This window comes from Paraburkholderia sp. RL17-380-BIE-A (genome assembly GCF_046028085.1).
Lineage (GTDB): Bacteria > Pseudomonadota > Gammaproteobacteria > Burkholderiales > Burkholderiaceae > Paraburkholderia.
This window is the reverse complement of record NZ_JARESQ010000006.1, coordinates 176,759-203,380: the sequence shown is the minus strand read 5'-3', so window position 1 is coordinate 203,380 and position 26,622 is coordinate 176,759. Positions and strand designations below refer to the sequence as shown.

The following is a 26,622-nucleotide window of genomic DNA, read 5'->3' as shown; positions in this document are numbered from 1 at the left end:
ACTATGGCAACAGATCTGCTGAGCGACATTCTTGCTGACCTGCGTGCGGACGCGGTCGTCACCGGGAGGTTCACGTTGAGTGCGCCGTGGGCGATCCGCAAACCCGCCGTGTCTGGCGCCGCATTTCGCATGTGCACCGGCAGTCCGTTTTATCTGATGGTCGAAGGCGAGCCACCGGTATACGTGAAACCGGGGGATTTCGTGTTGCTGCCGCATGGCAACGAACACATCATGGCATCGGCGCCCGACGAACCGCCGGTCCCGTTCGATTCGCTGATGGCCGACAAGGGCATTTATCCACGCTTCGATACGCCGCTCGAATTCACCGCGGGCGGCGGCGGCGCGACCAGCGAACTCTATACGGGCATCGTGGTCTATCGCGACATCATTCGCAGTCCGCTTTTCTCAGTGTTGCAGACGTTGATCCACGTGCGCGCGGACGATCCGGCCGTGGCGCCCTGGCTCGCCAGCACACTGCAAAGCTTCATTCAGGAATCGATGGCCTGCCAACCCGGCTGGGCGATCGCGGCCTCGAGGCTTTCGGACGTGCTGTTCGTTCAGTTGCTGCGCGCGCATCTGCAGTCGACCGCGAATCATTCCGGCTGGCTGCGCGGTCTAGCCGATCCTCAGATCGGACGCGCGGTGGCGCTGATTCATCGGGAGCCGTGTCGGGAATGGAGTGTCGCGGGGCTCGCGGCGGCGGCGGGCATGTCGCGCTCGCGCTTCAGCGCGCGTTTTATGGACGTGGTCGGCGACACGCCAATCGGCCATCTGACCGCCTATCGGATGTATCTCGCGAGCGGTGAATTGAAGCGAGGCAAACGCACGCTGATCGAGATCGCGGAAACGGTTGGCTATACCTCCGAGAAAGCGTTTGCGCGAGCATTTCATCGGTGGTCAGGGATGGCTCCGAGGCGTTACGCCCGCAGTGCGCACGCACTGAACGACACGGCCAGGCAAAGTTGAGTCTCTTGCGCGTGACATGCGCTGTGAAGCGACGAACTTGAAGCAGGCGAGTCATCCATCAAGAGCGTTTCATCCATTCAGTGTGGCAAATACCCAGATACAATATGTTTCGCGTCGAGTTTGTATTTTTTGATTCTTTTGCCCAAGGGCGCAAATTTATTGCAAGAAAGGGCCGCCACGATGGATATCTCCAACAATGACTGCACATCTCGACGACTACGATCGGAAGCTGCTCACTGAGGTACAGAAGGATGCGCGGATTCCGCAGAATGAATTAGGTGCGCGCGTCAACCTGTCGACTGCGGCCGTCAACCGGCGTCTGAAGCGCTTGTGCGATGACAGCGTGATAGAACGCTACACCGCAGTGGTTGAACCGGCGGCCGTGGGCTATCCGTTGACGATTGTTGTGACGGTGGAGATCGAACGCGAGCAGATCGACCTGCTTGATTCAATGAAGCGAACGTTCGAGGCTTGTCCGCAAATCCAGCAGTGCTATTACATTGCCGGCGAATGGGATTTTGTGTTGGTACTTGTCGTGCGCAATATGGACCAGTACAACGATCTGACTCGACAACTGTTCTTCGGCAACAATAACGTAAAGCGCTTCAAGACGCTGGTGGTCATGGACCGCGTGAAGACCGGGCAGAATGTTCCGGTTCATGTCGAACCCTGAGATTCGCCTCCGGGCGAAGAGCAAAACTGTCTGCGGTTTTGCTGTCCACGTTGCCGGCACCGCCGCGCCCATAGATGGCGCGACGGCGCGAAAGTGAATCAGCCTCCACGTTTAAGCCAGGCGGCTTGCCTTGATAGAACCGACTCCGCCGTCTCGCCAACACACTCTTTGTAAACGGATGGCGCTGTGGCACCTTCGGTGCTGATGAGCAGCACGCGCGATTCGGCATTCAATCCGGCTTCGGCCTTCCAGGCGGGTTGTTGAAGCAGCGCAATAAGACCAGCGAGACCAGCGGCACCTGACTCGCCGACGAGAAGCGGTGCGTCGCAAGCGTTGCCGGTTGCGGCCACGCGCATCGCCTCTGTAGCGGCGGTGTCGCTCACAGTCATAAAATAATCCGCGCCTGCTTGCAGGATCTTCCATGCGATTGGCGATGCTTCTCCACAGGCGAGGCCCGCCATTAAGGAGTCGACCGATCCTGCGGCCTTTGTCACTCGACCGGCCGCCGCGCTTTGATACAAACAGTCCGCCTGGTTCGGTTCGACCACAATAAAACGCGGGCGGTTGAGTTGGTGGAACTCCCAAAGATAACCGACGATGCCTGCCGCGAGACCGCCCACTCCCCCTTGCACGAACACATGGGTAAATGCGCATTCGTCGACGGTGGAGTCTGACTGCTCGATCACTTCTGCTGCGATGGCACTGTAGCCTTGCATCACGTCGCGCGGAATGTCCTCATATCCCTCATAAGACGTATCCGACACCACGTTCCACCCGTTCTTCGTTGCCAGCCGGGCGGCCTCCTCGACCGACTCGTCGTAATTGCCGGAGGTACGAATGATCCGCGCGCCGAAACGGGCGATAGCCCGTTCGCGCTCCTCGTTCACGTTCGCGTGGATCACGATCACGCATTCACACCCAACGGCTTGTGCTGCTGCGGCCAGCGCCTTGCCGTGGTTGCCGTCAGTGGCGCTGATCACGGTGAAGTGTCCAAGCAGATCGCGGTGACGCCCTTCGAACAGATCTTTTGCGGTCAACCGGTGTTCGGGCCAACGACGCATGATCAACCGCACCAGCGCAATGGGAGCGCCAAGCGCCTTGAAGCTACCGAGAGGCGAGCGGGTGGATTCATCCTTGAGGCTGATCTGTGCGACGCCAAGCTGTTGGGCGAGCCCTGGCAGATTCCATAATCGCGTCCCGGCCATGTTGATGCTCTGCCAGTGCGAAAGCCACTCACGGCTTTGCGCCGCCGACGCTATGTTCAATATGGCCTTCAGACCATCGGGATATGGCAAGTGCAGAACATTCTCGTTTGATGTGAACATTTAATGGCGATCCAGACAATAGTTGAGGCGGAGCAACTGATAAACCATTTATTTGCATTCAGGCGATAGGCGTCTGAACGTGGTGCGTAAATGGTAGTACGGGCAACCTTATCTTTTCGCGCAAAATGCCTGAACCTTTTGCAACGCCGTTGCAGATCATGAGCAGAATACGAGAATTCTTGCCGTTGACGCGAAGAGCCTCTTATGGCGCCAGGGGCGAATCCGATCCGGATGCACGGTGAGCCAACTGAGCATCTGACGCTGCGCAGTCGTGCTCGCGGTGGGTGCTCGAGGTCGAGGTCGTCAGCGTGACCTTGATTGCGGAATTGGCGAGGCTGCGCGCCCAATGAAAATTGTTGCGGAACGAGGCGTTATTTCGATAAAAATGCGCGAAACAAAGGCCGTTGCGCGTTTTGGATATCAATGCGCGTCGATATACTTTTTCTACGCCTTGCAACTCGACGAAGCCTTGGGGCGAATCAGTTCGATGCCGCGAGTGAGCAATGAATCAGACACGCGATCTTCTACCCATTTCAGGGTGATTCGTCTGCTCATAATGCTAATTGAAACATAAGGAATGCAAATAGAGAGAGTGGATTGCGGCGATATAAACACGAACATGTCGCTGGTCTTCTGGCGCGAAGGTATAAGCAGGCGCGCTGCCCGGTGACGTTACTAAATGAAGAAGTTCGATGAACCAGTACGGGAGATTGATATGGACGCAGTGCTTCGCAAGTTGAGCCCCATGAGTGCCGCAACCCTTCTGTTTGCCACGATGGCGTCGACGGCGTCGGCCGATCAGGTTGTCAAGATAGGTCACTTCGCGCCGTTGACCGGCATGAGCGCTCACGTGGGAAAGGACGACGAGAACGGCGCTCGCCTTGCGATCGAAGAGATCAACGCAAAACATCTGGTCATTGACGGTCAGAAAGTCACGTTGGAGTTGGATGGGCAGGACGACGCGGCCGATCCAAAGACGGGGACAGTGGTTGCGCAGAAAATGGTTGATGACGGCGTGGTCGCTGTGGTCGGCAGCGATATGTCGAGTACGTCCATTCCCGCCGCCAAGATCTTCAGCGACGCAGGCATCGTGCAGATTTCGCCGGGCGCGACCAATCCGGACTACACGCTGCTCGGCTACAAGACCGCATTCCGTGTGGTCGGAACCGATGCACAGCAAGGACCGGCGCTAGCGAACTATGCCGTCAAGGTGCTGAAAGCGCGGACCGTAGCAATCGTGGATGATTCGACTTCCTATGGTCAGGGTCTCGCCAGTCAGTTCGAGAAGGGTGCGAAAGCACAAGGCGCGACGGTGCTTTCGCACGAGGCAACGAGTGACAAAGCAGTCGATTTTCGTTCCATCCTTACCCGAATCAAAGGCGAGCATCCTGATGTGATCATGTACGGTGGCGAGGATGCAACCGGTGGCCCGTTTGCGAAACAAGCCGCGCAACTCGGCATTCGCGCGCGGATTCTAGCCGGGGATGGCGTCTGCACGGAGTCGCTGGCGCAATTGGCGGGCACGGCAACCGATAACGTTGTCTGCTGCGAAGCAGGAATGGCACTCTCGAAGATGCCGGGTGGCGCAGCGTTTGTCGAAAAGTATAAGACGCGTTTCGCGCAACCCATTCAGATCTACGCGCCGTACGCTTACGACTCCGTGTACATCATCGTGGACGCAATGAAGCGGGCAAACTCGACCAACCCCGCGAAGATTTTGGCGGCAATGCCGTCGACCCACTACAAGGGCGTCATTGGCGAAACGGCTTTCGATTCAAAGGGTGACTTGCAACATGGCGTGATCTCGTTGTTCTACTACAAGAAGGGCGAGAAGACACTGATCGACGTTATGCAAATGTAGATCCAGAAGCGTTGGCAGGAGACCACGAAGGTTTCATTTTTCACTCATGCGAGAGCGGGCACCCGGGTATCTCCGAGAATTGCCCGCACTTGCTTTGTGTGAGGTCGGGTTCACACCCAGAGGCGGCAGTTCTCGAAATGTCGAGTTTGGTATAGCGTCTGTCGACCGTTCAACCGGGAAGGGGACTTGCAGCTGCGTGCAGCGCGTCCCATGAAGCTCATTCCGCTTTCCCCAGAACGATAAAAACGAAAAACGCCGAGTTACTCGGTGACGAGCGGGCCCGCGTGATACTGCTCATCAGTCACCGGCTCCATCCACTCGACGTTTTTGCCATCGAGCATTTCGGTGACCGCAAGATGCGACATTGCCGTTGTCGCAGCAGCGCCATGCCAGTGCCGCTTGCCGCACGAACACGAGACGACGTCTCCAGCGCGAATTTCAGTTCGCGAGCCGCCTTCGCACTGCGTCCAACCTACACCTGAAAGCACGACCAGCGTCTGCCCGAGCGGGTGCGTATGCCAGAAGGTGCGTGCGCCCGGCTCGAATGTGACGATGGCGCCGCCAAGGCGCGCCGGGGCCTCGGCCTGGAAGAGGCTGTCGATACGAACGGCGCCGGTGAACCAGCTTTCAGGGCCTTTGATGGACGGCTTGGTGCCGTTACGGACGATGGTCTGAGCTTCCTGGGTCATGGTTCTGATCCTTTGACGTATTGGGGGCGTGACCGCGATGCACGTGCGGCCATGGAGCGCGATGACAGATAATTTAGTTCTTCAGCCGGCTCCCGACTAGGTGGCAAAATGGGCATACACTCATGCACAGGTGCATAAATGCCTACTCCGGACCTGAATGATCTGGTCGCGCTTCTAACCGTGGCACGCGAGCGGAGTTTTACGCACGCTGCCGCGCAACTAGGTGTATCGCAGTCATCTCTGAGCAGAACGGTGACTTCGCTTGAAACGAAGCTTGGAATGCTCCTGCTCAATCGCACGACTCGCAGTGTTTCCACGACAGAAGCCGGTCAACGCCTTCTCGACTCCGTTGCTCCGAAACTTGAAGAGATCGAGGCGGAGTTGCAGGCGGTCGCTGAACTTCGAGAACGACCGGTAGGGACGGTGCGGATCTCCGCGACAGACTACGCCGCGAACCAGTACATCTGGCCCAAGCTGCAAGGGTTGTTGCGCGAACATCGAGAGCTGCACATTGAGCTGATCAACGACTACGGCCTGTCGGACATTGTCGCGGAGCGTTTTGACATAGGGGTGCGTTTGGGGGATCAGGTGGAGAAGGACATGATCGCTGTACGGATTGCGCCGGATGAAACGCTGGCGATCGTCGCGGCACCGGAATACCTTCGCGAAACGCCACCGCCGAGCGCACCGCTCGAACTCACCACCCATAACTGCATCAATTTGAGGTTGCCCACGAGGGGCACGCTCATGCCGTGGGAGCTCAGAAAAGGCAGACGCCGGCTGGAGGTGAAAGTGAGCGGCCAGCTCGTTTTCAATAACTCGTACCAGATGCTGGACGCGGCTTTGAAAGGATTCGGAGTCGCTTACCTTCCAAAGGCGCTCGCGGAACCGAGTGTCCAGGCGGGACGACTTTGCTGGATTCTTGAAGACTGGTTTCCTACGTTGACTGGGCATCACGCGTACTATGCGACGCGGCGCCAGTCATCGCTTGCGGTTCGCCTGGTTATCGCGGCTTTGCGCGGCGGTTAGTGGATCGTAGCGCAACTGCACAACCACACCCGCGATAGCCTTCCTGCCTTCTGGCGCGAGCTATGCGGGAACAGGACGCTACCGTTGCCGTCTCAAGTCACTGTATTCGACGCGCGCCGACCGGCGCTGTATAGCCTCGATTCGAGAGAGGGTGTCAGAAAGCGCTAGCCGCCAGTCACAGGCGGGAAGAATGCAATTTCGCTGTCCTGGCGAATGACGAAGCTACCTGTAACCATTTCCTGATTGACGGCCACTCGTACTGGCTTTTCTTCATGAAGTGCCTCGGCGAACCGTGGACTACTTGCAATGAGCCGTTTGCGCAAGCTTTCAACGTTGATGTGCTGCGCGTCTATGTCGACAATTTCCTGCGCAACACCGAGTTGCTCGCGAATGCTCGCAAAATATTTGATGGTGAGTTTCATGTGTCTGTTCCGTTTTGCTTTAGCCCCAACGGAGCATGGCTTGCTCGTCGCGTGATTTCGCTTCGACCCACCGCGCCGTGCCGTCGCGCCGGACTTCCTTTTTCCAGAACGGCGCGTGCGTCTTCAGGAAATCCATGATGAATTCGCACGCCTCGAAAGCAGCCGCGCGATGCGGCGCGGCCACGGCAACCAGGACGACTGGATGACCGAGTGCCACGCGTCCGACCCGATGCACGATCTTGACCGCGTCGAGCACCCAGCGCGCGGAAGCCTCTTCCACGATGCTCCAGAGCGAATGCTCGGTCATGCCGGGATAATGTTCGAGTTCCAGCGCGACGATATCGTCACCGTCGCCGCTATTGCGCACAATGCCGACGAAATCCACGATCGCTCCGACTCTCGGATTACGCATGATCGGCGTGACTTCGGCGAAAGCATCGATAGGCGACTGCTGGACCCGAACTTCGAAACCCGCGGCTATGGAGCCGTCGGGCAACGGGCCTGATGCGCCGCCTTCGGCGCCAGCAGGTAATTCAATGTCGAGCTTTGCGTTCTGGACTGAATGGGGTGTCGTCATGTCCTGTCCTTGATGGTTTCCTCGTGAGACCGGAAACAGCTCAGCCGCCGACCAGCGACATGCGCACTGTCGGATAGCTTTTTCCCGTTCCTGTTCGACGTCGGTCGGCGTGCAATTCCGAGTAACGGTCGTCGCGTGCCTGCCAGTGTGAATGGAGCTCGTCAATCAGGCGTGCTGTCGGCACCGCATCGCCTAGCCAAGGTTTTAGATCGGCGCCCTGCGTGGCAAAGAGGCAGGTGTAGAGATGTCCGTCCGCAGAGACGCGCGCGCGAGAGCATTCCCCACAAAACGGTTCTGACATGCTGGCGATAAAGCCGACCTCGCCCGTGCCGTCCGCATGGCGATAGCTTACCGACGTGGCCGCGTTGTTTGCCCTATCGTTCGCGACGAGGGGATATTCGCTTTCGACGATCGCGCGGATCTCTCGCGCGGTGAGCACGGTCGACTTCGACCAGCCGGTTGCGCCGCCAACGTCCATGTACTCAATGAAACGCACGGCGGTATCGGTCCCTCTGAAGTGGCGGACAAGCGGGAGAATCTGACAGTCATTTACGCCGCGCTCAATAACGGCATTCACCTTGACAGGCGCGAGGCCCACCGCATGCGCTTGCTCGATACCGTCGAGAATGCGTGCCACAGGAATGTCGACATCGCTCATACGGCGGAAGACCGGATCGTCCAGCGCATCGAGGCTGACCGTGACGCGGCGCAGACCGGCGTCGCGCAATGCGCGCGCACGCGCGGCGAGCAGCGAACCGTTCGTCGTCAGCGCAATGTCGAGCGGTTGACCGCTCAGGCTCGTCAGCGAGGCAAGCCGTTCGATGAACGATTCGAGCCCGCGGCGCAGAAGAGGCTCTCCACCCGTGATACGGACCTTCTCGACGCCGAGCGCCACGAACGCCCGAACGATCTTCATCATCTGATCGAACGAAAGCCGCTCCGACGCGCGCAGGAAACGATAATCGGCGCCAAAGACTTCGCGCGGCATGCAATAGGCGCAGCGGAAGTTGCATTGGTCGATAACGGATAGACGGAGATCGCGCAGCGGCCGGCCGAGCCGATCCGTGACGGATGCAGCGGCGCCTGATAGGGTGTGCCCGGGCGATTCGAGGTGGGCGATGACGGCTTGAGCGGTAGCGTTCACGATCGTGGAATAAGCAGCAGCAAGCGGAAAAAGTAGGGGCCTTGGCCCTTTCCTGCTCGACGCCCAGCGGACTGGGCGATGTCGCAGGCACGTGCTTAGGATAGAGCGCTGCACGGACGCACCGGATGCACAGTCAGCGCCTGAAGGTTCCAGTACAGTTGCGCGAAATCGCTTTGCGGGGTGGCGCCTTCAGACTAGCCATTGGGCGAAGTCGTAGTACGGCACGGTTGCGTGCCGTGCGATGGACTGGCCGCGCGCCAGCTGACTCAACCCACTGGCGTCGGCCAGCGTAAGCAGATTGCCGGCGCCTTGTTCGGCGGCAACGCGGAGCACAGACCCCTGTCCTGACGATGTATCGAGGCGAACGCGCAGGAAGCGCTCACGCGCCTCGTCTGGCCTCGCGTCGAAATCGATCGGCAAACGCGTTACCGGCGGCAGACATTCGGCTCGCCCTTGCAGGCGTCGGATCAGCGGCGTCGCGAGGAGCGCAAACGTGGTGAACACTGCGCCCGGATTGCCCGGCAGAAGCACCACGGGCGTAGTGCCGTAACGCGCGAGCGAGATTGGCTTGCCGGGCTTCATGCTCACGCCGCTGACCACGAACGATACGCCGAGCGAAGTCAACGCAGGGCGCACCAGATCTCGCTCTCCGACTGAAGCGCCACCGGTCGTCAAAATCAGGTCGCATGCGTCGTGCAACTCGCTCAGAAGTTGCGTGAGTGCCCCTTCGTTGTCTTTTGCATGCACCACACGCGTGACGGACGCACCCAGGCCGGCTACGAGCGCCGCCAACATCGGCCCGTTGCTGTTATAGATTTGCGTTGCGCCACGACTTCCGCCAATCGGCGCCAGTTCATCGCCGGTTGTCAGAATACCGACCTTCAGCATGGGATGAACGTCGAGCGTGGCGATCCCTTGTGACGCAATCAGTCCGATATGGGCTGCCTGAAGACGCGTGCCGGCATTAACGAGCGTTTCGCCCATGCGCAATTCTTCGCCTCTACGACGGATATGCGTACCCGGCCGAACCGGCGTTTCGAACATCACGCATTCGCCGGTCTCGCGCGCGTCTTCCTGTATCACGACAGTATCCGCGCCGGATGGAATCATGCTGCCCGTAAAGATACGGGTCGCGCAGCCAGGTTCGAGCGGAAAGGGTTCATCCCCGGCATAGCAGCGCTGCTGGATAGGTAATGCCACGCCTGGAGCCGCGTCGGCGTAGCGGATCGCATAACCATCCATTGCGCTCTGATTGGCGGGCGGCTGATCGAACGTTGCATGAATGGGAGTGGCCAGCACGCGGCCCATTGCGTCACCTAGCGGAACGCGCACGGGCGAACCGGCAGATTCGAAGGTTTGAATGAAGCGCTGCTGGGCTTCATTGAAGCTGATCAATTCGGTCATGTCGTGGTGTGCCGACGTAGCGGCCCTGGAGGGCTTCGAGAACGCACTGCTCACTATCGGCGCTGAACATTCGCGTGCCGCAAGGCGATGCGTCTTTTGAAGCGTGCCATTTTCTATAAAGTTGCCGGAGAAACTGATTCGAATGCGCACATACTCTGGCGGCTTCCACACTGCAAAGAAGCATTCCGCGCCGTTGTAGACGCGGAATGCCATAATTGCCGCCGGAATGACAGCTAAGGTCTCAGTGCTTGACCGCCACTACTTTTCCGCGGAAGAGGTGATACTGGTAGAGGTTGTAGCCAATCATGATCGGAAACACGATGCCGATCCCGAACAGCATGAATGTGAGTGTCGCGCTGTCTGACGCTGCGGCTGCAACAGTCAGTTGACCAGGCACGATATACGGGAACATGCTGATCGCCAGCCCGGCAAACGAAAACACGAACAGCAGCGTTGCGCCGAAGAATGGGCCATGTTCGCCGCGCAGGTGAACGGAGTAGAGCACATAGATGAAGGCGAGTGCGGCGAGTACGGCGAGCGCGATCAGCAAATGAAACACGCCGTGTTCCTGCCAGCGGGTGATGCCGACCGGGCTCAGTTTCAGCGTGGCAAACGACACCGCGAGCGCCGCGACGGCTGTGGTGAAGACGGCGACAATCGCTTGACGGCGTGACGAGCTTTCTATCGCGCCGGTGGTTTTCTTCACAAGCCAGGTTGCGCCGAGCAGGCAGTAACCGGACACCACGCCCAATGCCGTGATGGCCACGAAGCCGGTATTTGCCAGACCCGGCACGAAACCCGTCAGAATCTTGCCGAGCACGATGCCCTGCGACACCGCGGCAAGCAGGCTACCAAGACCGAACACGCGGTCCCATGCGGTCTTGCTGGTGTGTGCCGCGTGGCGAAACTCAATGGCGGCGCCGCGCATGATGAAGCTTGCGATCAGAACCATGACGGGCACATAGAGATCCGACAGGATCATCGCGTAAGCCTGCGGAAACGCGCCGAACAGCGCACCGCCGAGCGCGACGAGCCAGGTTTCGTTGGCGTCCCACACGTGGCCGATGGACTGAATCATCAGATCACGGTCGGCTTCGCGAGGGCGCAGCAACGTGAGAATGCCGACGCCGAGATCGAAACCGTCGGTGACGACGTATAGCACGAGCATCAGGCCAATGAGCCCGAACCACGCGTGGTTCAACAGGTCCTGAGTTGATGCGGGGGTCATGTTGACTTCCTTGGAATGAGTACAAATCGGGGAGTGCGGCGCTTAGTAGTCGACCGCGTGCGAAGCCGTATGGCGAGCCGGCTCGACCGGCGGCATCAGCGAAAGATCGGGACCACGGCGCAGCCAGCGGCGCGCAAACACGAAGAACGATGTGATCAATACGACGAAGAACGTCAGGAACATGATCATGCTGCCCGTAATTGCGCCGGCCGGAATCGCCGATGCAGCGTGGTCGGTGCGCAGCAGGCCGTACACGACCCACGGCTGGCGTCCCACTTCACGCACGATCCAGCCGCATTCCACAGCGATATACGGCAGCGGGATTGCCAGCACCCAGGCGAGGAGCAACTTGCGTTGCGCGAGCAATGCGTCGAGCCGGCCGCGCGCTTTGCGCAGCGCGTAGAGGGTCCAGAAGGCGAGCAGCATGAACAGGAAACCGACGCCGGCCATCACGCGGAACGCGTAATAAAGCAGCGGCAGCATAGGCGGTTGATCCGCGCGGGGGATGTCGCGCATGCCCGTCACCTTGCCGTGCAGGCTATGGGTGCCCAGAATGCTCAGCATGCCCGGCACTTCCAGCGACCAGTCGTTATCCTGCTTCGCGGCATTGGGCCAGGCGAGGAGCGACCAGCTTGCGCCAGTACCCGGAGCGTTGGTTTCCCAATGACCTTCGATTGCCGCGCCTTTGGCCGGCTGGGTCTCGAACACATCCACACCGCTCGAGTCGCCGAGCCAGATCTGTACGGGGGCAACGAAGGCGAGGATCAGCAAGGCGAGCTTGAACGAGCGCACGAAAAATTCGGGGTTGCGGCGCTTGAGCAGGTAGTACGCCGAGATGCCCGCGATCACCACCAGACCCGTTTCCAGCGCGGCAAACCACATGTGCGAAACGCCCCAGGCCATGTCTGGATTGAAGATGGCCTTCACGTAGTCGGTGACCATGAGTTTGCCATCCACCAGCGCCACGCCGGTCGGCGTCTGCAGCCACGAGTTGGCGACCATGATCCAGAACGCCGAGATCGACGAACCGAGCGCGACCATCCCGGTGGCGAACAGGTGAACGCCCTTTGGCACGCGGTCCCAGCCGAGCATCATGATGCCCACGAAGCCGGCCTCCAGCATGAAGGCCATAGCGCCTTCAAAGCCGAGAATGTTGCCGAAGAACTGGCCGGTGTACTGCGAAAACGGCCCCCAGTTCGTGCCGAACTGGAACTCCATCGGAATGCCGCTCACCACGCCGACGGCGAAGTTGAGGATGAGCAGCTTGCTCCAGAACCGCGCGTGGCGGTACCAGACCACGTCGCTCGTCTTGACCCAAAGCGTTTCGACGACAAGCAGAAAAGCGGACAGGCTGATCGTGAGGATCGGCCAGAGTATGTGGAAAATCGCGGTCATGGCAAATTGACCGCGCGCCAGATTCAAGGCTTCGACAGACATGGTGATCACCAGGCAGGGTTTGAAAACGGTCGGGCGCCCGCTAGGGGCGCGTTCCGGCTGGTTGGGAAATAATCAGAATGCGGGCAGCGCCAGTGGCTCGGAGGAGCGGTGCAGCAACACCGGAATCGACTTCGAGGTCGGCGTATTGCAGACGTCGCCCACGCTCGCGAGCGGCACGAGCGGGTTCGTTTCGGGGTAATAGGCGCCAATGCAGCCACGGGGAATGTCGTACTCGACAAGGCGGAAGTGATCCGCGCGACGCTCGATCCCATCGTCCCACACGGTGGTCATGTCGACCCAGTCGCCGTCCTTGAAGCCGAGCATGGCGATGTCGGCGGGGTTGATGAACACGACGCGGCGTTGACCGAACACGCCGCGATAGCGGTCGTCGAGCGCATAGATGGTGGTGTTGTACTGGTCGTGGGACCGTGTGGTCATCAGCGTCATCAGGCGTTCGCCATGCTGCGCCTTGGCGCGCACGATCGGCGTGTCCTGTTGCACCGCGTGCACCATGAAGTTAGCCTTGCCGGTCTCGGTCTTCCAGTCGCGTTCGCGCGAGGCGACACGCAAATGAAAGCCGCCAGGGCGCTTGATGCGTTCGTTGTAGTCGTCGAAACCTTCGATCGTCTGTTCGATGGCGTCGCGGATCTTCGCGTAGTCGCGTGCGTAGGCGAGCCAGTCCACCTTGCCGTCGCCGAGCGTGGCGTGCGCAATGTTCGCCACGATGGCTGTTTCCGACATCAGGTTCGGCGAGGCCGGCTTGCTCATGCCGTACGAGATATGCACCATGCTCATCGAGTCCTCGACCGTGATGCCTTGCGCGATACCGTTCTGCGCGTCGATCTCGGTGCGGCCGAGCGTCGGCAGGATCAGCGCCTCCTGGCCGTGCACCAGGTGGCTGCGGTTAAGCTTGGTGGTGATGTGAAGGGTCAGCTTGCACGAGCGGAGTGCATCGAAAGTGCGCAACGTATCGGGAGTCGCCATGGCGAAGTTGCCGCCGAGGCCCATGAACACCTTCACTTTCCCCTCGATCATGTGGTGCACCGTTTCGACGACATCGAGGCCGTGTTCGCGCGGCGGCTCGAAGTCGAACACCTTGCCGAGCTGATCGAGAAACGCCTGCGAGGGCTGCTCCTCGATTCCCACGGTGCGGTTTCCCTGCACATTCGAGTGGCCGCGCACGGGGCACAGACCGGCGCCTTCGCGCCCAATATTGCCGCGCATCAACAGCAGGTTGGAAAGCATGTGCACGGTTTGAACCGAGTGCTTGTGCTGGGTGATGCCCATGCCCCAGGTGGCGATCACGCGCTTGCCGTTCGCATAGATGCGCGTGAGTCCTTCTATGTCCTCGCGCGCCACGCCGGACTCCGCCTCCAGAAGACTCCAGCTTTCGTTGCGCAAATCATCGGCGAAGGCGCTGAAGCCGAGCGTGTGCTGGTTGATGAAGTCGAGATCGAGCAGCCGCTCCGTGCCGTTCTCGAGCGCCTCGTCGTCGAGTTCGATGAGATGCTTGGCGACACCCTTGATGAGCGCGAAGTCGCCGCCCAGTTTTGGCTGAATGAACGTCGAAGCGATTTTTGTGCTGCCGAACGTGATCATTTCGACCGGATGCTGCGGACTGGTGAAACGTTCGAGACCGCGTTCGCGCAGCGGATTCACCGAGACGATCGTCGCGCCGCGGCGGGCCGCCTCGCGCAGTTCGCCCAGCATGCGCGGATGGTTGGTCGCCGGGTTCTGCCCGAAGATGATGATGGTGTCCGCGAGTTCGAAATCCTCCAGCGTCACCGTGCCCTTGCCGACACCCACGGTGGCCGGCAGGCCGCGGCTGGTCGCTTCGTGGCACATGTTCGAGCAGTCGGGGAAATTGTTCGTGCCGTACATGCGTACGAACAGCTGGTAGAGGAACGCCGCTTCGTTGCTGGCGCGACCCGAGGTGTAGAACGCGGCTTCGTCGGGCGAATCGAGCTGGTTGAGGTGCTTCGCGACTAGCGCGAAGGCATCGTCCCAGGCAATGGGCTTGTAGCGGTCGGTCACGGCGTCGTAGACCATCGGGTCGGTCAGGCGGCCGTGCTGTTCAAGTTCGTAGTCTGTCTGCTTCATCAGCGACTCGACGGTATTCGCCTCGAAGAAGGCCGGCGTCACGCGCTTGGTGGTGGCTTCGGCGGCGACGGCCTTCACGCCGTTTTCACAAAATTCGAATGTCGACGCGTGCTCGCGATCCGGCCATGCGCAACCCGGACAGTCGAAGCCGTCCGGTTGATTCTGCTTGAACAGCGCCCGATAGTTGCCGCCCGAGACGCGCTCCTTGATGAGATTGATGGCGACGTATTTCAAGGCGCCCCAGCCCGCGGCGGGGTGGTGATATGCCTCGATTTTGCCCTTCGGCTTCGCTTTGTCCATGACCCTTGGCTCCGTTGACGTTGCGCGGCCGCCCGGTCTGTTCCGGACGGTGTGACGCTGTGCTTGGTTATGCGCAAGAGTAAAAGCTATGGGGTGTCGCCATGACACACAGAATTCGCGTGCTGCTTAGAGTACAGTTTCGCTACGCGCAGTACAGTTGGCCGGCATCGGTGTGCTGCGCGGACATTTGGGGAGAAAAAATTGACACTCTACGAAAAACTTGCGGACGACATCGAAACAGTGATCCGCAACGGTGTCTATCGGCCAGGTGACCGTGTTCCGTCGGTTCGGCAGGCAAGTCAGCAACACCGCATCAGTATCACAACGGTCATTCGCGCCTATCTGCTACTGGAAAGCCGGGGTGTGTTGGAGAGCCGTCCACAGTCCGGCTATTTCGTGAGCCTGCGCATGGCCGAAGGTAATCGTCACGCGGGCGAACTGCGGCCGAGCCGGCCAATCGCAGTCTCGGCCACCGTCGATATAAGCCGGCTCGTGCTCTCCACTTTGCGGTCGATCAGCGCCGACGACGCTGTGCCGCTCGGCTCGCCGTATCCCGATCCACAGCTTTTCCCGTATGAAAAGCTCAACCGCTATGCGTCAGCCGTGGGTCGCAACAAGGCGCTCTGGGGCGTGACGAATGCGTTGCCGCCGGGCCGGCCTGAACTCGTGCGACAGATCGCGCGGCGTCACCTGGAAAACGGAATGTCGGTGGATCCTAATGAGATCATCGTCACCGTGGGCGCCACGGAGGCGATCAACCTGTGCCTGCAGGCGGTTGCGAAACCGGGTGATGTGATCGCCGTCGAATCACCGACGTTCTACGCCATGCTGCACGCAATTGAGCGTTCGGGTATGCGAGCCATCGAGGTGGCGACGCATCCGGAATACGGCATGGACATCGACGCGCTCGCAAAGATCATTCAATCCGAGTCTATCGCCGCGTGCATGGTGATGCCGAACTTCCAGAATCCGCTGGGTTTCCAGATGCCCGATGAGCGTAAGCGCGAACTCGTCGAACTGCTCGCCAAGGCGCAGATTCCGGTGATTGAAAACGGCGTTTATAACGAACTGTATTTTGGGGACTCGCATCCCACCACGCTGAAATCGTATGATAAGAATGGCATGGTGCTGCACTGCGGTTCTTTTTCCAAGAGCCTTACGGCCGCCTACCGGATCGGCTGGGCGCTGCCCGGACGCTATCGCGATCAAGTTGAGAAGTTGAAGTTTCTCAACACGCTGACAACATCCCTCATTCCCCAACTGGCCATTGCGGAGTTTCTCGAACGCGACGGTTACGAGCACCATTTAAGGCGTCTTCGCAAGAGCTACGCGCAGCAGGCCAATCTGATGAAGGCGATGGTCACGCGGTTCTTCCCGGCTGGCACACGTATGTCGAGTCCGGCGGGTGGCTATGTGCTATGGATTGAACTGCCGGCCAAGGTCGATTCGATGAAGCTCTATCAGATGGCGCTGGATCGAGGCATTACGATCGGCCCCGGATGCATGTTCTCAATCTCACCAGACAACTACCAGAACTATATCCGGCTCAACTACAGCAGCCCGTGGTCGAGCGAACTCGAGCAGGCGATCATCACTGTCGGCAAGCTGGCGGCAACGTGTGCCCGCTGATCCTGACGCGGACCATGGCAGTTTGCATCTCTGCGCGGATTTGTCCGTAATGCCGGATCATAGGGACTGAAAAATCAGATGGTTCGCGCGCAGTTCATGCTGCGTGTTCGTTTTTGGCCACGCTATCGTCAGCAAGGTACTCGACGAAGCCGTCGCCTCGGCAAAAGCACAGTAGGCGGATTCCCGCCTGCTGTGCGATCGAAATTGCAAGCGATGTTGGTGCGGAGATCGTCGCAAGCGTATGAATCTGCATGCGGGCGGCCTTGCGCACCAGTTCGTAGCTCGCGCGGCTCGAAAGAAACACGAATCCCGACCACGAGTCGATGTGTTCACGCGCGAGCAGGCCGATGAGTTTGTCTAGCGCATTGTGACGACCGACGTCCTCGAAAACATGGAGCACCTCGCCGCTCGTGCCGCACCACGCCGCCGCGTGGATGCCGCCGGTCTCACGCATGAGCCGCTGATGCACGGGCAACTCGCGGGCCGCGCGTTCGATAGCGTCGTTGCTTATGCGCACGGCTGTTTCGGGCACGCTAATGCGGTCAGGTCGCAGATCGAGCAGTTCGATGCTCTCTAGTCCGCACACGCCGCAGCCGGAGCGTCCCGCAAGCGCACGACGCTTGCCTTTGAGCATCATAAAAGCCTGCTGCGACACAGTCATATGGACCTCGGCGTCATCCGCGCGAATGAAGGTTTCGACGTCGAAAACGTCGCCAGACCGTTCAACGATTCCCTCGCTCAGTGCAAATCCCAATGCAAAACACTCCAGATCGATAGGCGTAACCATCATCACCGCATGGGAAATGCCGTTGAAGACAAGCGCGACAGGCAGCTCTTCCACCACTTGATCGACTGTCGTGCCCGATTCGCCGCGCTTGTGACGCACAATGTTGCGAACCACGCTGCCGTTGCTCTCCTTGGCGTCTGAACAAGACATCATAAGATCCTCAACCTGTGGTCAGGTAAGTTGAAAGAACTGGCCAGGCTGCGTCGCGGGCGGCAACTCTTCGTTGCACAACTCGAGTACGGATCGCTCGATATTGCGGGTCATCGCGTCGAGCGCGAGATTGTTCGGCGCGAGCCCGAACGGGTCAGAAATCTCGCTGGCAATCGCCTCCAGTGCCAGTAACGTATAGGAGACGAACACACAAACAAGCGGGGTGGCAAATCCGATCGAGTCGATCAGACCGAATGGGAGAAGCGCACAATATGCGTATACGGTCCGATGCAGAAGCACACCATAAGCGAAAGGAATCGGCGTCGCGAGGATGCGCTCGCAACCGCCGACAGCTGCGCCGAGTTCGTTCAGTTGATGATCCATCATCCAGAGCTGGGTGTCGGATAGCACGCGGTTGCGATTCAGTGCGGCCAGATGATGGCGCAATTCGTCGAGCAGCGCGATCGGCTTGAAGACGCGTGGGGCTAACGCGGCCGCACGGCCGGGGCCGAGCAGCCGGACGAGATCGGCAGAGCCGTCCGAGCGGCGTAGCTGGTGTTTCACGGCGTACGCATACGCGATGAGCAAACGCGGCAGATGGCTGCTCTCGAACGGCGCAGCGGTAGGAGAGGGCATGTAACTGCGGAACTGCGAAATGATTGCGCGCGCTCCAATCAACATATTGCCCCAGAGTCGGCGCGCCTCCCAATAGCGCTCATAGCTTGCGTTGTTCCGAAACGCGAGAAAGATCGTCAAGGCAACACCGCACAGTGTGAACGGCGTGGTATTTAAGGGGATTTTTTCGCCGAGAATGCGGCCGTGCGTGAACATGGCGAGCAGGCTTATCAGCGTCATGAAGGCTAGTTGGGGAATGATTGCCTTCAGTACGGACCCATGCCAGACGAAGAGCATGCGGAACCAGTTGGGCGCGGGGCGAATGATCATGGAGAGTCGCTGTCAAATGGCTATAGGAAAGCGCATTTGAGTTTTCAAGGGTAAATTTGCGGAGACGCGATATGCGTTGTATCTCACATCGGCTTCCACTCAAGGCGCGACCAAAGGTTACGCGTACTTGCGGCCCTGACATACACACACTTCGTCGTCGCGACTCAGAGTACAGTTTGAGCGGATTGAGTAACTGCACACGCTGTCGATTGGGGGCGATTTTTACGCCACACGGTGCGAGGTTGATGGTCGCGTATTGCGGGCCTTATCGCACGAACCGGCGCATAAGGCTCGCATTTGCCACGCTCAGGTCAGGTGGTAAAGGCGAATCGGAGTGACTGCTTCCGGTAATGGTCGTCCACACAACTCGAGAATAGAGCGTTCGATATTGCGGGACATCGCATCGAGGGCGAGCGCGTTGGGCGCGACGGTAAACGGCTCGGCCACTTCACTGGCGATCGCTTCGAGCGCGATCAGTGTGTAGGAGATGAAAACGCACAGCAGAGGCGTGAAAAATTCAGTCGAATCGACCAACCCAAACGGCAACATGATGCAGTAAGCGTAGACCGTTCGGTGTAGCAGAACACTATATGAAAACGGGATTGGCGTGGAGGCGATGCGCTCGCAGCCTCCGACGGCTGCGCCTAATTCGTTGATCTGTGCATCCAGCATCCAGAGCGTTGTCTCACCTATTCGTGCGTGCTGTTTTGCTTGCGCGAGTTCGCGGCGAATTTCATTTAGAAGCGCCGTGGGTTTGTACTGCTTCACGCGTAACAGCTCGGCCTGGTCTCGACCGAGCAAGCGCACGAGATCCGGCATCGGATCGGTGTTCCGTAACTCATGCTTGAGCGCGTAGATGAAGGCGATCATCGTCTGGGCGATCTGAAACTTGTTCGCTTGCTCCGGAACGTAGCAGAGTATTTGTGAGGTCAGCGCTCGCGTGGAGATGAGCAAACTACCCCATAAATGACGTGCTTCATTGAACCGCCCGTAGCTCGCGTTGTTGCGGAACGCGAGGAAGATAGCGAGGGCGAGGCCGAACAACGTGAAAGGGGCGGTGTTGAGCGGAATCTTTTCCCCAAAGATCCGCCCCTGTGTAAAGACCGCCAGCGTGCTGACGGCCGCCATGAAGACCAGCTGAGGGATAATCGATTGAAGAACAGAACCGTTCCACACAAACAGCAGGCGGAGCCAGTTTTCACTTGGCCTTACGATCATGATGTGCTCTTGTTATGTGCCGAATGGCGCATCCAGATATCAGGCGACCGCGCGAGGCGCCATCCCAATGGTATGAATACCGCTCAGCCCCGCGGAAGGCGACCGCCTGCTTGCGTGCTGCGAATCAGTGGTAGCCCGGGTCTCCTTCACGTACCTTCCCACGGAACACGCGATATTGCATGGCGTTATAGACGAGGATGATCGGCAGCACGATGACGGTGCCGACGAGCGCAAAGAGCTGGCTGGAGTGACTCGACGAAGCTTCCCAGATCGTCAGCGATGGCGGAATGATGTACGGCCAGATACTGATCACGAGGCCGGTGTAGCCGAGAAAACAGATGGCTAGCGTGAGAAGGAATGGCATTGCCTCGTGTTGTAGCCGCACCGAGCGGAGGATGCCCCAGACGCAGAGAACGACCAGTATCGGCACGGGCAGAAACCATCCAAGCTGGCCGCTTCCAAACCAGCGTTTTTCTACCGCGGGCAATCCGATCACGGTCCACAGGCTAACGATTCCAATGGTTGCCAGCAGCACGAGGACGAGAGGCCGCATCAATTCCCGCATCTTGCGCTGCAATTCGCCGTCCGTCTTGAGGATGAGCCAGCCACACCCTAGCGTCGCGTAGGTCATCAATACGCCTATGCCACAGAACAGGCTGAAAGGTGAGAGCCAGTCGAACGGATCGCCGACGAAGCGGGAGTCGACAATCTTGATGCCCTGTAGCAGCGAGCCTAGCGTGATGCCCTGGCAGAGCGCCGCGAGCGCCGAGCCACCGATAAATGCGAGATCCCATGCGTGCTGCGTGCGCTTGGCCTTCGAGCGAAGTTCGAACGCCGCGCCACGAAAAATCAGACCCACCACCATCAGGATCAGCGGCATATAGTTGGCAGGTAGGAGCGTGGAGTAGACAACGGGAAAAGCACCGTAGAGCCCGGCTCCGCCCAACACCAGAAACGTTTCATTGCCGTCCCAAACCGGGGCGACCGTATTGAGCATGACGTGACGCTCGCCTTTGTCTTCAAAGAATGGAAACAGCAAGCCGATGCCCAGATCGAAGCCGTCGAGCATCACATAGATAAAAACGCCGAGTCCAATAATGAACGCCCAGACAACAGGAAGATCGATTTGCATGACGTTATTCTCCTTCCAGCGCGTCCATGGCACGATTGTGCAGTTCGGGATACTTCAACGACTCGCGTGTTTCGAGGCCTGCAGAAGGACCTGCCTTCATCATCTTCAGCATGTAGTAGACGCCGGTGCCGAACACAAGGAAATAGACGATGACCAATATCAACAAGGTGACGCCTGCTTGCTGGCTGCCGATTGGCGACACGGAGTCCACGGTGCGCACAACGCCATAAACTGTCCAAGGCTGTCGGCCAACTTCCGTCGTAATCCACCCGGCCAGCAGAGCCACGATGCCGGATGGCCCCATGCACAACACAAACCATTGATACCAGCGGGTTTCATAGAGCCGGCCATTGCGCCTTAGCAGCAGGCCGACCACGGCGGTCAATAGCATCAACATGCCTAGACCGGCCATGATGCGGAACGTCCAGAACAGGATTGGAGAATATGGGCGGTCCTCTGGCGGAAACTCTTTCATTCCGCGAATCTCTCCATCCCAACTATGCGTCAGGATCAGGCTGCCGAGATGCGGTACCTGGATCGCGTATCGTGTGACCTCCGCATTCATATCGGGCAGGCCGACCAAGTTCAGGGCGGTGCCACCATGCTCGGTTTCCCACAGGCCTTCGATAGCCGCGATCTTCACCGGCTGATACTCGCGTGTATTCAGGCCATGTGCGTCGCCGACAAGAATCTGTATCGGTGTGAGCACTAGCAGCATCCACAGCGCCATTGAAAAGCTGCGCTTGACCGGCACGTCACGCCGCCAATGAAGCAGGTGCCAGGCGCCGCAGGCGGCCACGATGAAGGCTGCGACGATGAACGCAGCAACGGTCATGTGGGCGAGCCTGAAGGGAAATGACGGATTGAAAATGACTTTGAACCAGTCGACAGGGACAATACGGCCATTTTCCATGGCGAATCCCTGCGGCGTTTGCATGAAGCTGTTCGAAGCCAGAATCCAGAAGGTCGAAATCAGCGTCCCCACGGCAACCATGAAGGTGGCGAAGAAGTGAGCGCGAGGACTCACGCGATGCCAGCCGAACAACATGATCCCGAGAAAGCCGGCCTCAAGGAAGAAAGCGGTGAGAACTTCATAGGTCAATAGCGGGCCCGTGATATTGCCGGCAATCAACGAAAACCCGCTCCAGTTGGTGCCGAACTCATAGGCCATGACGACCCCGGAGACGACACCCATGCCGAAGCCGACCGCAAAGATCCGCGACCAGAACAGGTACATGTCCTTGTAGGCTTTGTCGCCCGTCAGCAAAAAACGCCATTCCAGAACGGCGAGGAAGCTGGCCATGCCTATGCTGATCGCCGGGAAGACGATATGAAATGACACCGTGAACGCGAACTGCAACCTGGCGAGATGAAAGGCGTCGAAGATTTCCATGATCGGTCAATAGCTCCAGGTGATAACAGCAAGCGTATGCAGACGAACGGAATGGGCGGTGCTACGACAATGTGGCTGATTTTAATCTCTGCTAGAAGGTATTTCCTTGTGACGGTAAAACCAGCAAGGCGGCCCGCCGGGGCAACGCTCTATCGCGCGGTTCTTGTCTATCGCTGCACGAAGTCGCGATCGGGCCGCCTGATTGCCGATAAGCCGGCGACAACGCACCGGCATACCGGATCTGCAGGCCCGCACAAAGTCAGCTCGTCGCTACGCGTTCTACCCGAACCGGCACCGATTTGTATGAGGGCGTGCCGCTTTCCTTGTCGATATAGTCGAGTGGAACCAGAACATTGGCTTCCGGGTAATAAGCCGCGACCGAACCTTTCGCGATGTTGTAGATGATCGCGGTAATGTTCTTCAGTTTGAGCGGCCTGCCAGAAGTGAGCGTTTCGATGTCCACCAGGTCCCCATGTTCGATGCCGTGTGCGGCCATGTCCTCCTGGTTCATAAAGAGGACGTCTCGTCTGCCGAATACGCCCCGATAGCGGTCGTCCATCGCGTAGATGGTGGTGTTGTACTGATCGTGGCTACGGATCGTGATGAGGCGAAGCACGTTTTCAGCACCGAGCACGTCGGCATCTTCCTTCACACCGCTGTACACGGAGAACATCGCCTTTCCGGTTGGGGTATGCCACTGCCGCTCGGTTGGCGGAAGCGGCAGCCGGAAACCGCCGGGAACTCTGATGCGGGCGTTGAAATCCTCGAAGCCGGCAACGGTCTGTTCAATCAGGTCCCGGATATTGTCGTAGTCGGCGATAAGTTCCATCCACGGCAATTTCGTATTGGGTAGCGTGGCACGCGCGATACCCGCGACGATTGCGGGCTCCGAGCGCAAGTGTTCCGACGCGGGCGTGAGCTTGCCCGACGACGCGTGGACCATCGACATCGAGTCCTCGACGGTGATCGATTGTCGTCCGCCAGTCTGCATGTCGAGCTCGGTTCGCCCGAGACAGGGGAATAGATACGTTTCCTTCGAGACCAGCAGATGCGTACGGTTGAGCTTGGTGCCGATATGCACGGCCAGATCGAGTTTGGCCATGGCGGGAAAGGACTGTTCGGGGTCCGGCAACGCAACGGCAAAATTTCCGCCGAGGCAAAGGAGCGCCTTCGCCTTGCCATCGATCATGGCCTGCATGGCCTGAACCGCGTCGTGTCCATGCTCGGAGGGCGGTGTAAAGCCACACGCTGTTTCGATCAATTTGAGGAACTCCGGAGAAGGCTTCTCAGTAATGCCGACGGTACGGTTCCCCTGGACATTGGAGTGTCCGCGCAGCGGGCAGATGCCCGCGCCGGGCTTTCCGAAGTTACCGCGTAGAAGCAACAGGTCGGCAATCAGCCGGACCGTGGCGGTTCCCTTGTTATGCTGCGTGACGCCCATGCCATAGGTCACGATCGTCGCATTGGATTTGGCATAAGCGATGGCCACGTGCTCAAGATCGGCGCGAGTGAGGCCGCTTGCCTTTTCGATGTCGTCCCACGACGTTGCCTCGAGATCCGCGGCGAAGGCATCGTACCCTTCGGTATGTGTTGCAATGAATTCCCGGTCAAGGATGTTTCCCTGCTCGGCTTCCATCTGGAGCAACGCTTTCATGACACCTTTTAGCGCCGCCGCGTCGCCGCCTGCGTCGACCTGGAAATAGGTCGACGCAATCCGCGTCGATCCAAAGGTTGCCATTTCCAGCATGCTCTGCGGGTCGGCAAAACGCTCCAGCGCGCGCTCCCGCAACGGATTGAACACGATGATCGGCACGTTTCGCCGGGCGGCTTCGTGGAGCGTGCCCATCATGCGTGGGTGATTGGTGCCGGGATTGTGGCCGATCGCAATGATGAGCTCCGCCGAATCGAAATCATCGAGCGATACCGTACCCTTGCCAACTCCAATCGACTGCGGTAATCCCACGCTGGTTGGCTCGTGGCACATGTTCGAGCAATCAGGGAAATTGTTCGTGCCGTATTCGCGCGCGAACAACTGGTAAAGGTATGCAGCTTCGTTCGAAGCGCGGCCCGACGTATAAAACTCGACCTGATCCGGTGTCAGCGAGCGCAGGATCTCGCCGATGCGCGCGAACGCATCTTCCCATTCGACAGCGCGATACGTATCAGTCGCGCGGTCGTATGCGAGTGGATGCGTGAGCCGTCCCTTGTCCTCGAGTTCATAGTCGGACATCTTGAGAAGCGAGCTGACGGTATTGCTTGCGAAAAATTCCGGTGGCACGCGTTTAGTAGTCGCTTCCCACGTGACAGCTTTCGCCCCGTTCTCGCAGAACTGAAATGTGGAGCGGTGCTCCTTGTCGGGCCAGGCGCAGCCCGGGCAATCGAAACCGGTAGGCTGATTCGTTCGCAGCAGCGTGATCGGAGCCTCTATGCTCTCCATCTGATCATGAATTGCCTGAGCAGTTGCCCTAAGTGCGCCCCAACCGCCGGCGGGACCTTCGTACGGCCTGATGCCTGGCACGTCGCGTAGCTTGGCCACATGAACCTCCAATGAACGAGCGTAGTCCTGCTAGGGACGGGATAGCCTGTATGGCTCTGGGATTGCGCCGCCTGGCGGCTTGCGATATGGCTACTTCTGCGAATCAGTCTAGTTAATCAAATCGGGTGCGCAAGGCAAAAATAATCGTGCATGTGGGCTAACTAAAATTGCGATAGGTTTGGCCGTATATAGCGGAGGTTGGATAAAGCTTCTGTATTCAGTGTGACAAGAATAATGTATTTATGCGGATGGAAGTGGATATGATTCTCTCGCAAATATCCGGCGCTTAATGGGCGGTCTCGTGCGGATCAGCTCTTGGGCTAATTCGTCCTACAAAAACATACTCCGTGACCTGGTACGGTAGCGGATCGAGATAAGCCGAAGTCTCTCCTCGCTTATCCATCCCAGATACGAGTCCCGGGCCTTGTCGACCGCGACATCCCTATCAAAGTAGTCCACGCGCGCTGAAAATGACAGGTCTGAGTCGTCATTGCGGATGGATGAGGGCATCTGCTACGAGGCCGATCTTTTCCAGCGCCGTTCGGAGCCATGTCATCAAGAGCACAGAGGTGTAAGGTTGATTTGATTCTATGGATAAGTCGAACCACTGTTAACGTCTGTCTGCCCGATAGCATCTATTGGAGTCAGCGAGCGCGGGAGCCGGCGTCTGCTATTTCCGCATCATCGCTGCTATTAGCAGGCGAATTGGTAATACGAGCAGTGCGGTGGCTCCGACTCCTACGCACCAGAGGATCAACATCCACTTCAGGTCGCTTAGGAAACCCATACGTCGACTGGATGATTCTCGCTTCATGGCTGCTCTTCGCTTGTTTACTCTCGTTCACGCTGGACCGCGAACGTCCAACCTCATTCGACCCCGACAATGACGCCCGAGGCTTTGAAGATGGCAGTCGCGGGCTTGCCGACGGCGAGACCAAGGCGATCCACGCTTTCGTTGGTGATGATTGAAACGATTTTTTCGCCGTCTGCGATATGACCTGCGAAATGATTACGCGCGCTGGTTCGCATACGTTTCTCCGGCTCGGGTTTGAAGGTCCCTCGCAAGTTGGGTTGCTGTTCGCATGTCTTACCTTGCAGCTTCATCCGCTGTAACGCGAATTCCGGTGAGCGATGAAATCGCGGATGCCACTCATGCGGATTTCATTGCGTATAGCATAGGCGGAAATAGTAAGCCTCAGACTATCGCGAATCACAAAATTTATCCCTGATCCGACCAATGGATGAGCGGGTTGGATCGTCTGCCCCGTAGGGTTGGCGATTCGCCTGGCGGCTGCGCAAAGGCGCCGTGCGACTGCCCGCAAATTCAACATCGGAGCGGTTTTTTCGTGCTAGTCTTTTTGAACGGCTAGCAACGGAGGCGACGATGGCCGACACCATAGAAGGCATTCGGGTCGTACATGTGGACGGACACGAAGTGGTTAAATTCGGCATCAAAGTTGACAGCGTTCACCACTTTTGCGTCGTGAGCAAGAAAGTGCTGCACGAGCTGTCTCTGCCGGGTGGTCATAAATCCGATCTGGTGCAGGAGTTCGAGCAGCACCGCGAGTTGATATACGAGAAGGCCGCAGCCGCGATTCGCGGCGGCTTGACGGGCGAGCCACTGCAGTTGAACGCCGAGGTTTTCGCGTCCTGACGCAACCTGGGCCGGGCGCGACA

21 protein-coding genes and 1 pseudogene are annotated in these 26,622 nt (G+C 58.7%); 6 read left to right on the top strand and 16 right to left on the bottom strand.

Annotation, left to right across the window (positions count from 1 at the left end; genetic code table 11):
- The first annotated feature begins 3 nt into the window (after window positions 1-3).
- Window positions 4-966, top strand: a complete 963-nt coding sequence (locus tag P0D68_RS12555) for an AraC family transcriptional regulator (RefSeq protein WP_408293997.1) — start codon at window positions 4-6, stop codon at window positions 964-966.
- 196 nt (window positions 967-1,162) lie between these two features.
- Entirely contained in the window at window positions 1,163-1,639 is a 477-nt protein-coding gene (locus P0D68_RS12550; RefSeq protein ID WP_408184417.1) for an Lrp/AsnC family transcriptional regulator, read from the top strand.
- 98 nt (window positions 1,640-1,737) lie between these two features.
- Here the strand turns inward: P0D68_RS12550 and P0D68_RS12545 are convergent, their stop codons facing one another.
- On the bottom strand, window positions 1,738-2,964 hold the full coding sequence (locus P0D68_RS12545; protein ID WP_408293994.1) for a diaminopropionate ammonia-lyase: 1,227 nt from the start codon (window positions 2,962-2,964) through the stop codon (window positions 1,738-1,740).
- A 715-nt stretch (window positions 2,965-3,679) separates the two neighbouring features.
- Here P0D68_RS12545 and P0D68_RS12540 point away from each other — a divergent pair.
- Entirely contained in the window at window positions 3,680-4,825 is a 1,146-nt protein-coding gene (locus P0D68_RS12540) for a branched-chain amino acid ABC transporter substrate-binding protein (protein ID WP_408293991.1), read from the top strand.
- Window positions 4,826-5,085: 260 nt separating this feature from the next.
- Here the strand turns inward: P0D68_RS12540 and P0D68_RS12535 are convergent, their stop codons facing one another.
- Window positions 5,086-5,514: a (R)-mandelonitrile lyase gene (locus P0D68_RS12535; protein WP_091806555.1), complete on the bottom strand. Its 429-nt coding sequence runs from the start codon at window positions 5,512-5,514 to the stop codon at window positions 5,086-5,088.
- 138 nt (window positions 5,515-5,652) lie between these two features.
- Between P0D68_RS12535 and P0D68_RS12530 the strand changes: the two genes are divergently transcribed.
- Window positions 5,653-6,543: a LysR family transcriptional regulator gene (locus P0D68_RS12530; RefSeq protein ID WP_408293988.1), complete on the top strand. Its 891-nt coding sequence runs from the start codon at window positions 5,653-5,655 to the stop codon at window positions 6,541-6,543.
- A 164-nt stretch (window positions 6,544-6,707) separates the two neighbouring features.
- On the opposite strand, the gene moaD is transcribed toward P0D68_RS12530, so the two are convergent.
- The 7 genes from moaD to P0D68_RS12495 all read right to left on the bottom strand — a co-directional run bounded on the left by moaD (window position 6,708) and on the right by P0D68_RS12495 (window position 15,155).
- On the bottom strand, window positions 6,708-6,965 hold the full coding sequence (moaD, locus tag P0D68_RS12525; protein ID WP_408184421.1) for a molybdopterin converting factor subunit 1: 258 nt from the start codon (window positions 6,963-6,965) through the stop codon (window positions 6,708-6,710).
- Window positions 6,966-6,984: 19 nt separating this feature from the next.
- A complete protein-coding gene (locus tag P0D68_RS12520; RefSeq protein WP_408293984.1) occupies window positions 6,985-7,542 on the bottom strand; it encodes a molybdenum cofactor biosynthesis protein MoaE in 558 nt (185 codons plus the stop codon).
- Window positions 7,543-7,582: 40 nt separating this feature from the next.
- Window positions 7,583-8,686, bottom strand: a complete 1,104-nt coding sequence (gene moaA / locus P0D68_RS12515; protein WP_408293981.1) for a GTP 3',8-cyclase MoaA — start codon at window positions 8,684-8,686, stop codon at window positions 7,583-7,585.
- 189 nt (window positions 8,687-8,875) lie between these two features.
- On the bottom strand, window positions 8,876-10,090 hold the full coding sequence (locus P0D68_RS12510; RefSeq protein ID WP_408293978.1) for a molybdopterin molybdotransferase MoeA: 1,215 nt from the start codon (window positions 10,088-10,090) through the stop codon (window positions 8,876-8,878).
- Window positions 10,091-10,331: 241 nt separating this feature from the next.
- Complete coding sequence (locus P0D68_RS12505) at window positions 10,332-11,318, bottom strand: cytochrome d ubiquinol oxidase subunit II (RefSeq protein WP_408293975.1); 987 nt, start codon at window positions 11,316-11,318, stop codon at window positions 10,332-10,334.
- Between the two features lie 42 nt (window positions 11,319-11,360).
- A complete protein-coding gene (locus tag P0D68_RS12500) occupies window positions 11,361-12,755 on the bottom strand; it encodes a cytochrome ubiquinol oxidase subunit I (RefSeq protein WP_408293972.1) in 1,395 nt (464 codons plus the stop codon).
- A 72-nt stretch (window positions 12,756-12,827) separates the two neighbouring features.
- Window positions 12,828-15,155 carry an FdhF/YdeP family oxidoreductase gene (locus tag P0D68_RS12495; protein WP_408184427.1) on the bottom strand — a complete coding sequence of 776 codons (2,328 nt, stop codon included), beginning with the start codon at window positions 15,153-15,155 and terminating at the stop codon, window positions 12,828-12,830.
- Between the two features lie 201 nt (window positions 15,156-15,356).
- On the opposite strand from P0D68_RS12495, the gene P0D68_RS12490 reads away from it, so the two are divergent.
- A complete protein-coding gene (locus P0D68_RS12490) occupies window positions 15,357-16,784 on the top strand; it encodes an aminotransferase-like domain-containing protein (RefSeq protein ID WP_408184428.1) in 1,428 nt (475 codons plus the stop codon).
- Between the two features lie 94 nt (window positions 16,785-16,878).
- On the opposite strand, the gene fdhD is transcribed toward P0D68_RS12490, so the two are convergent.
- From fdhD to P0D68_RS12455, 7 genes and pseudogenes are all read right to left on the bottom strand, one after another.
- Window positions 16,879-17,724, bottom strand: coding sequence for a formate dehydrogenase accessory sulfurtransferase FdhD (fdhD, locus tag P0D68_RS12485; protein WP_408293967.1), 846 nt, complete (start codon window positions 17,722-17,724; stop codon window positions 16,879-16,881).
- Window positions 17,725-17,742: 18 nt separating this feature from the next.
- Entirely contained in the window at window positions 17,743-18,666 is a 924-nt protein-coding gene (locus P0D68_RS12480; RefSeq protein ID WP_408293964.1) for a bestrophin family protein, read from the bottom strand.
- A 306-nt stretch (window positions 18,667-18,972) separates the two neighbouring features.
- The gene (locus P0D68_RS12475; RefSeq protein ID WP_408293961.1) at window positions 18,973-19,884 is read right to left on the bottom strand and encodes a bestrophin family protein; all 912 of its coding nucleotides are present in this window, start codon (window positions 19,882-19,884) and stop codon (window positions 18,973-18,975) included.
- 124 nt (window positions 19,885-20,008) lie between these two features.
- Window positions 20,009-21,016, bottom strand: a complete 1,008-nt coding sequence (cydB, locus tag P0D68_RS12470; protein ID WP_408293958.1) for a cytochrome d ubiquinol oxidase subunit II — start codon at window positions 21,014-21,016, stop codon at window positions 20,009-20,011.
- A 4-nt stretch (window positions 21,017-21,020) separates the two neighbouring features.
- Complete coding sequence (locus tag P0D68_RS12465) at window positions 21,021-22,409, bottom strand: cytochrome ubiquinol oxidase subunit I (RefSeq protein ID WP_408293955.1); 1,389 nt, start codon at window positions 22,407-22,409, stop codon at window positions 21,021-21,023.
- 259 nt (window positions 22,410-22,668) lie between these two features.
- A complete protein-coding gene (locus tag P0D68_RS12460; protein WP_408293952.1) occupies window positions 22,669-24,945 on the bottom strand; it encodes an FdhF/YdeP family oxidoreductase in 2,277 nt (758 codons plus the stop codon).
- Window positions 24,946-25,812: 867 nt separating this feature from the next.
- Window positions 25,813-25,920: pseudogene (locus tag P0D68_RS12455) on the bottom strand (TOBE domain-containing protein); the annotation flags it as partial.
- 409 nt (window positions 25,921-26,329) lie between these two features.
- Here P0D68_RS12455 and P0D68_RS12450 point away from each other — a divergent pair.
- Window positions 26,330-26,599, top strand: a complete 270-nt coding sequence (locus P0D68_RS12450) for a DUF1488 family protein (protein ID WP_408293949.1) — start codon at window positions 26,330-26,332, stop codon at window positions 26,597-26,599.
- Window positions 26,600-26,622: the final 23 nt, after the last annotated feature.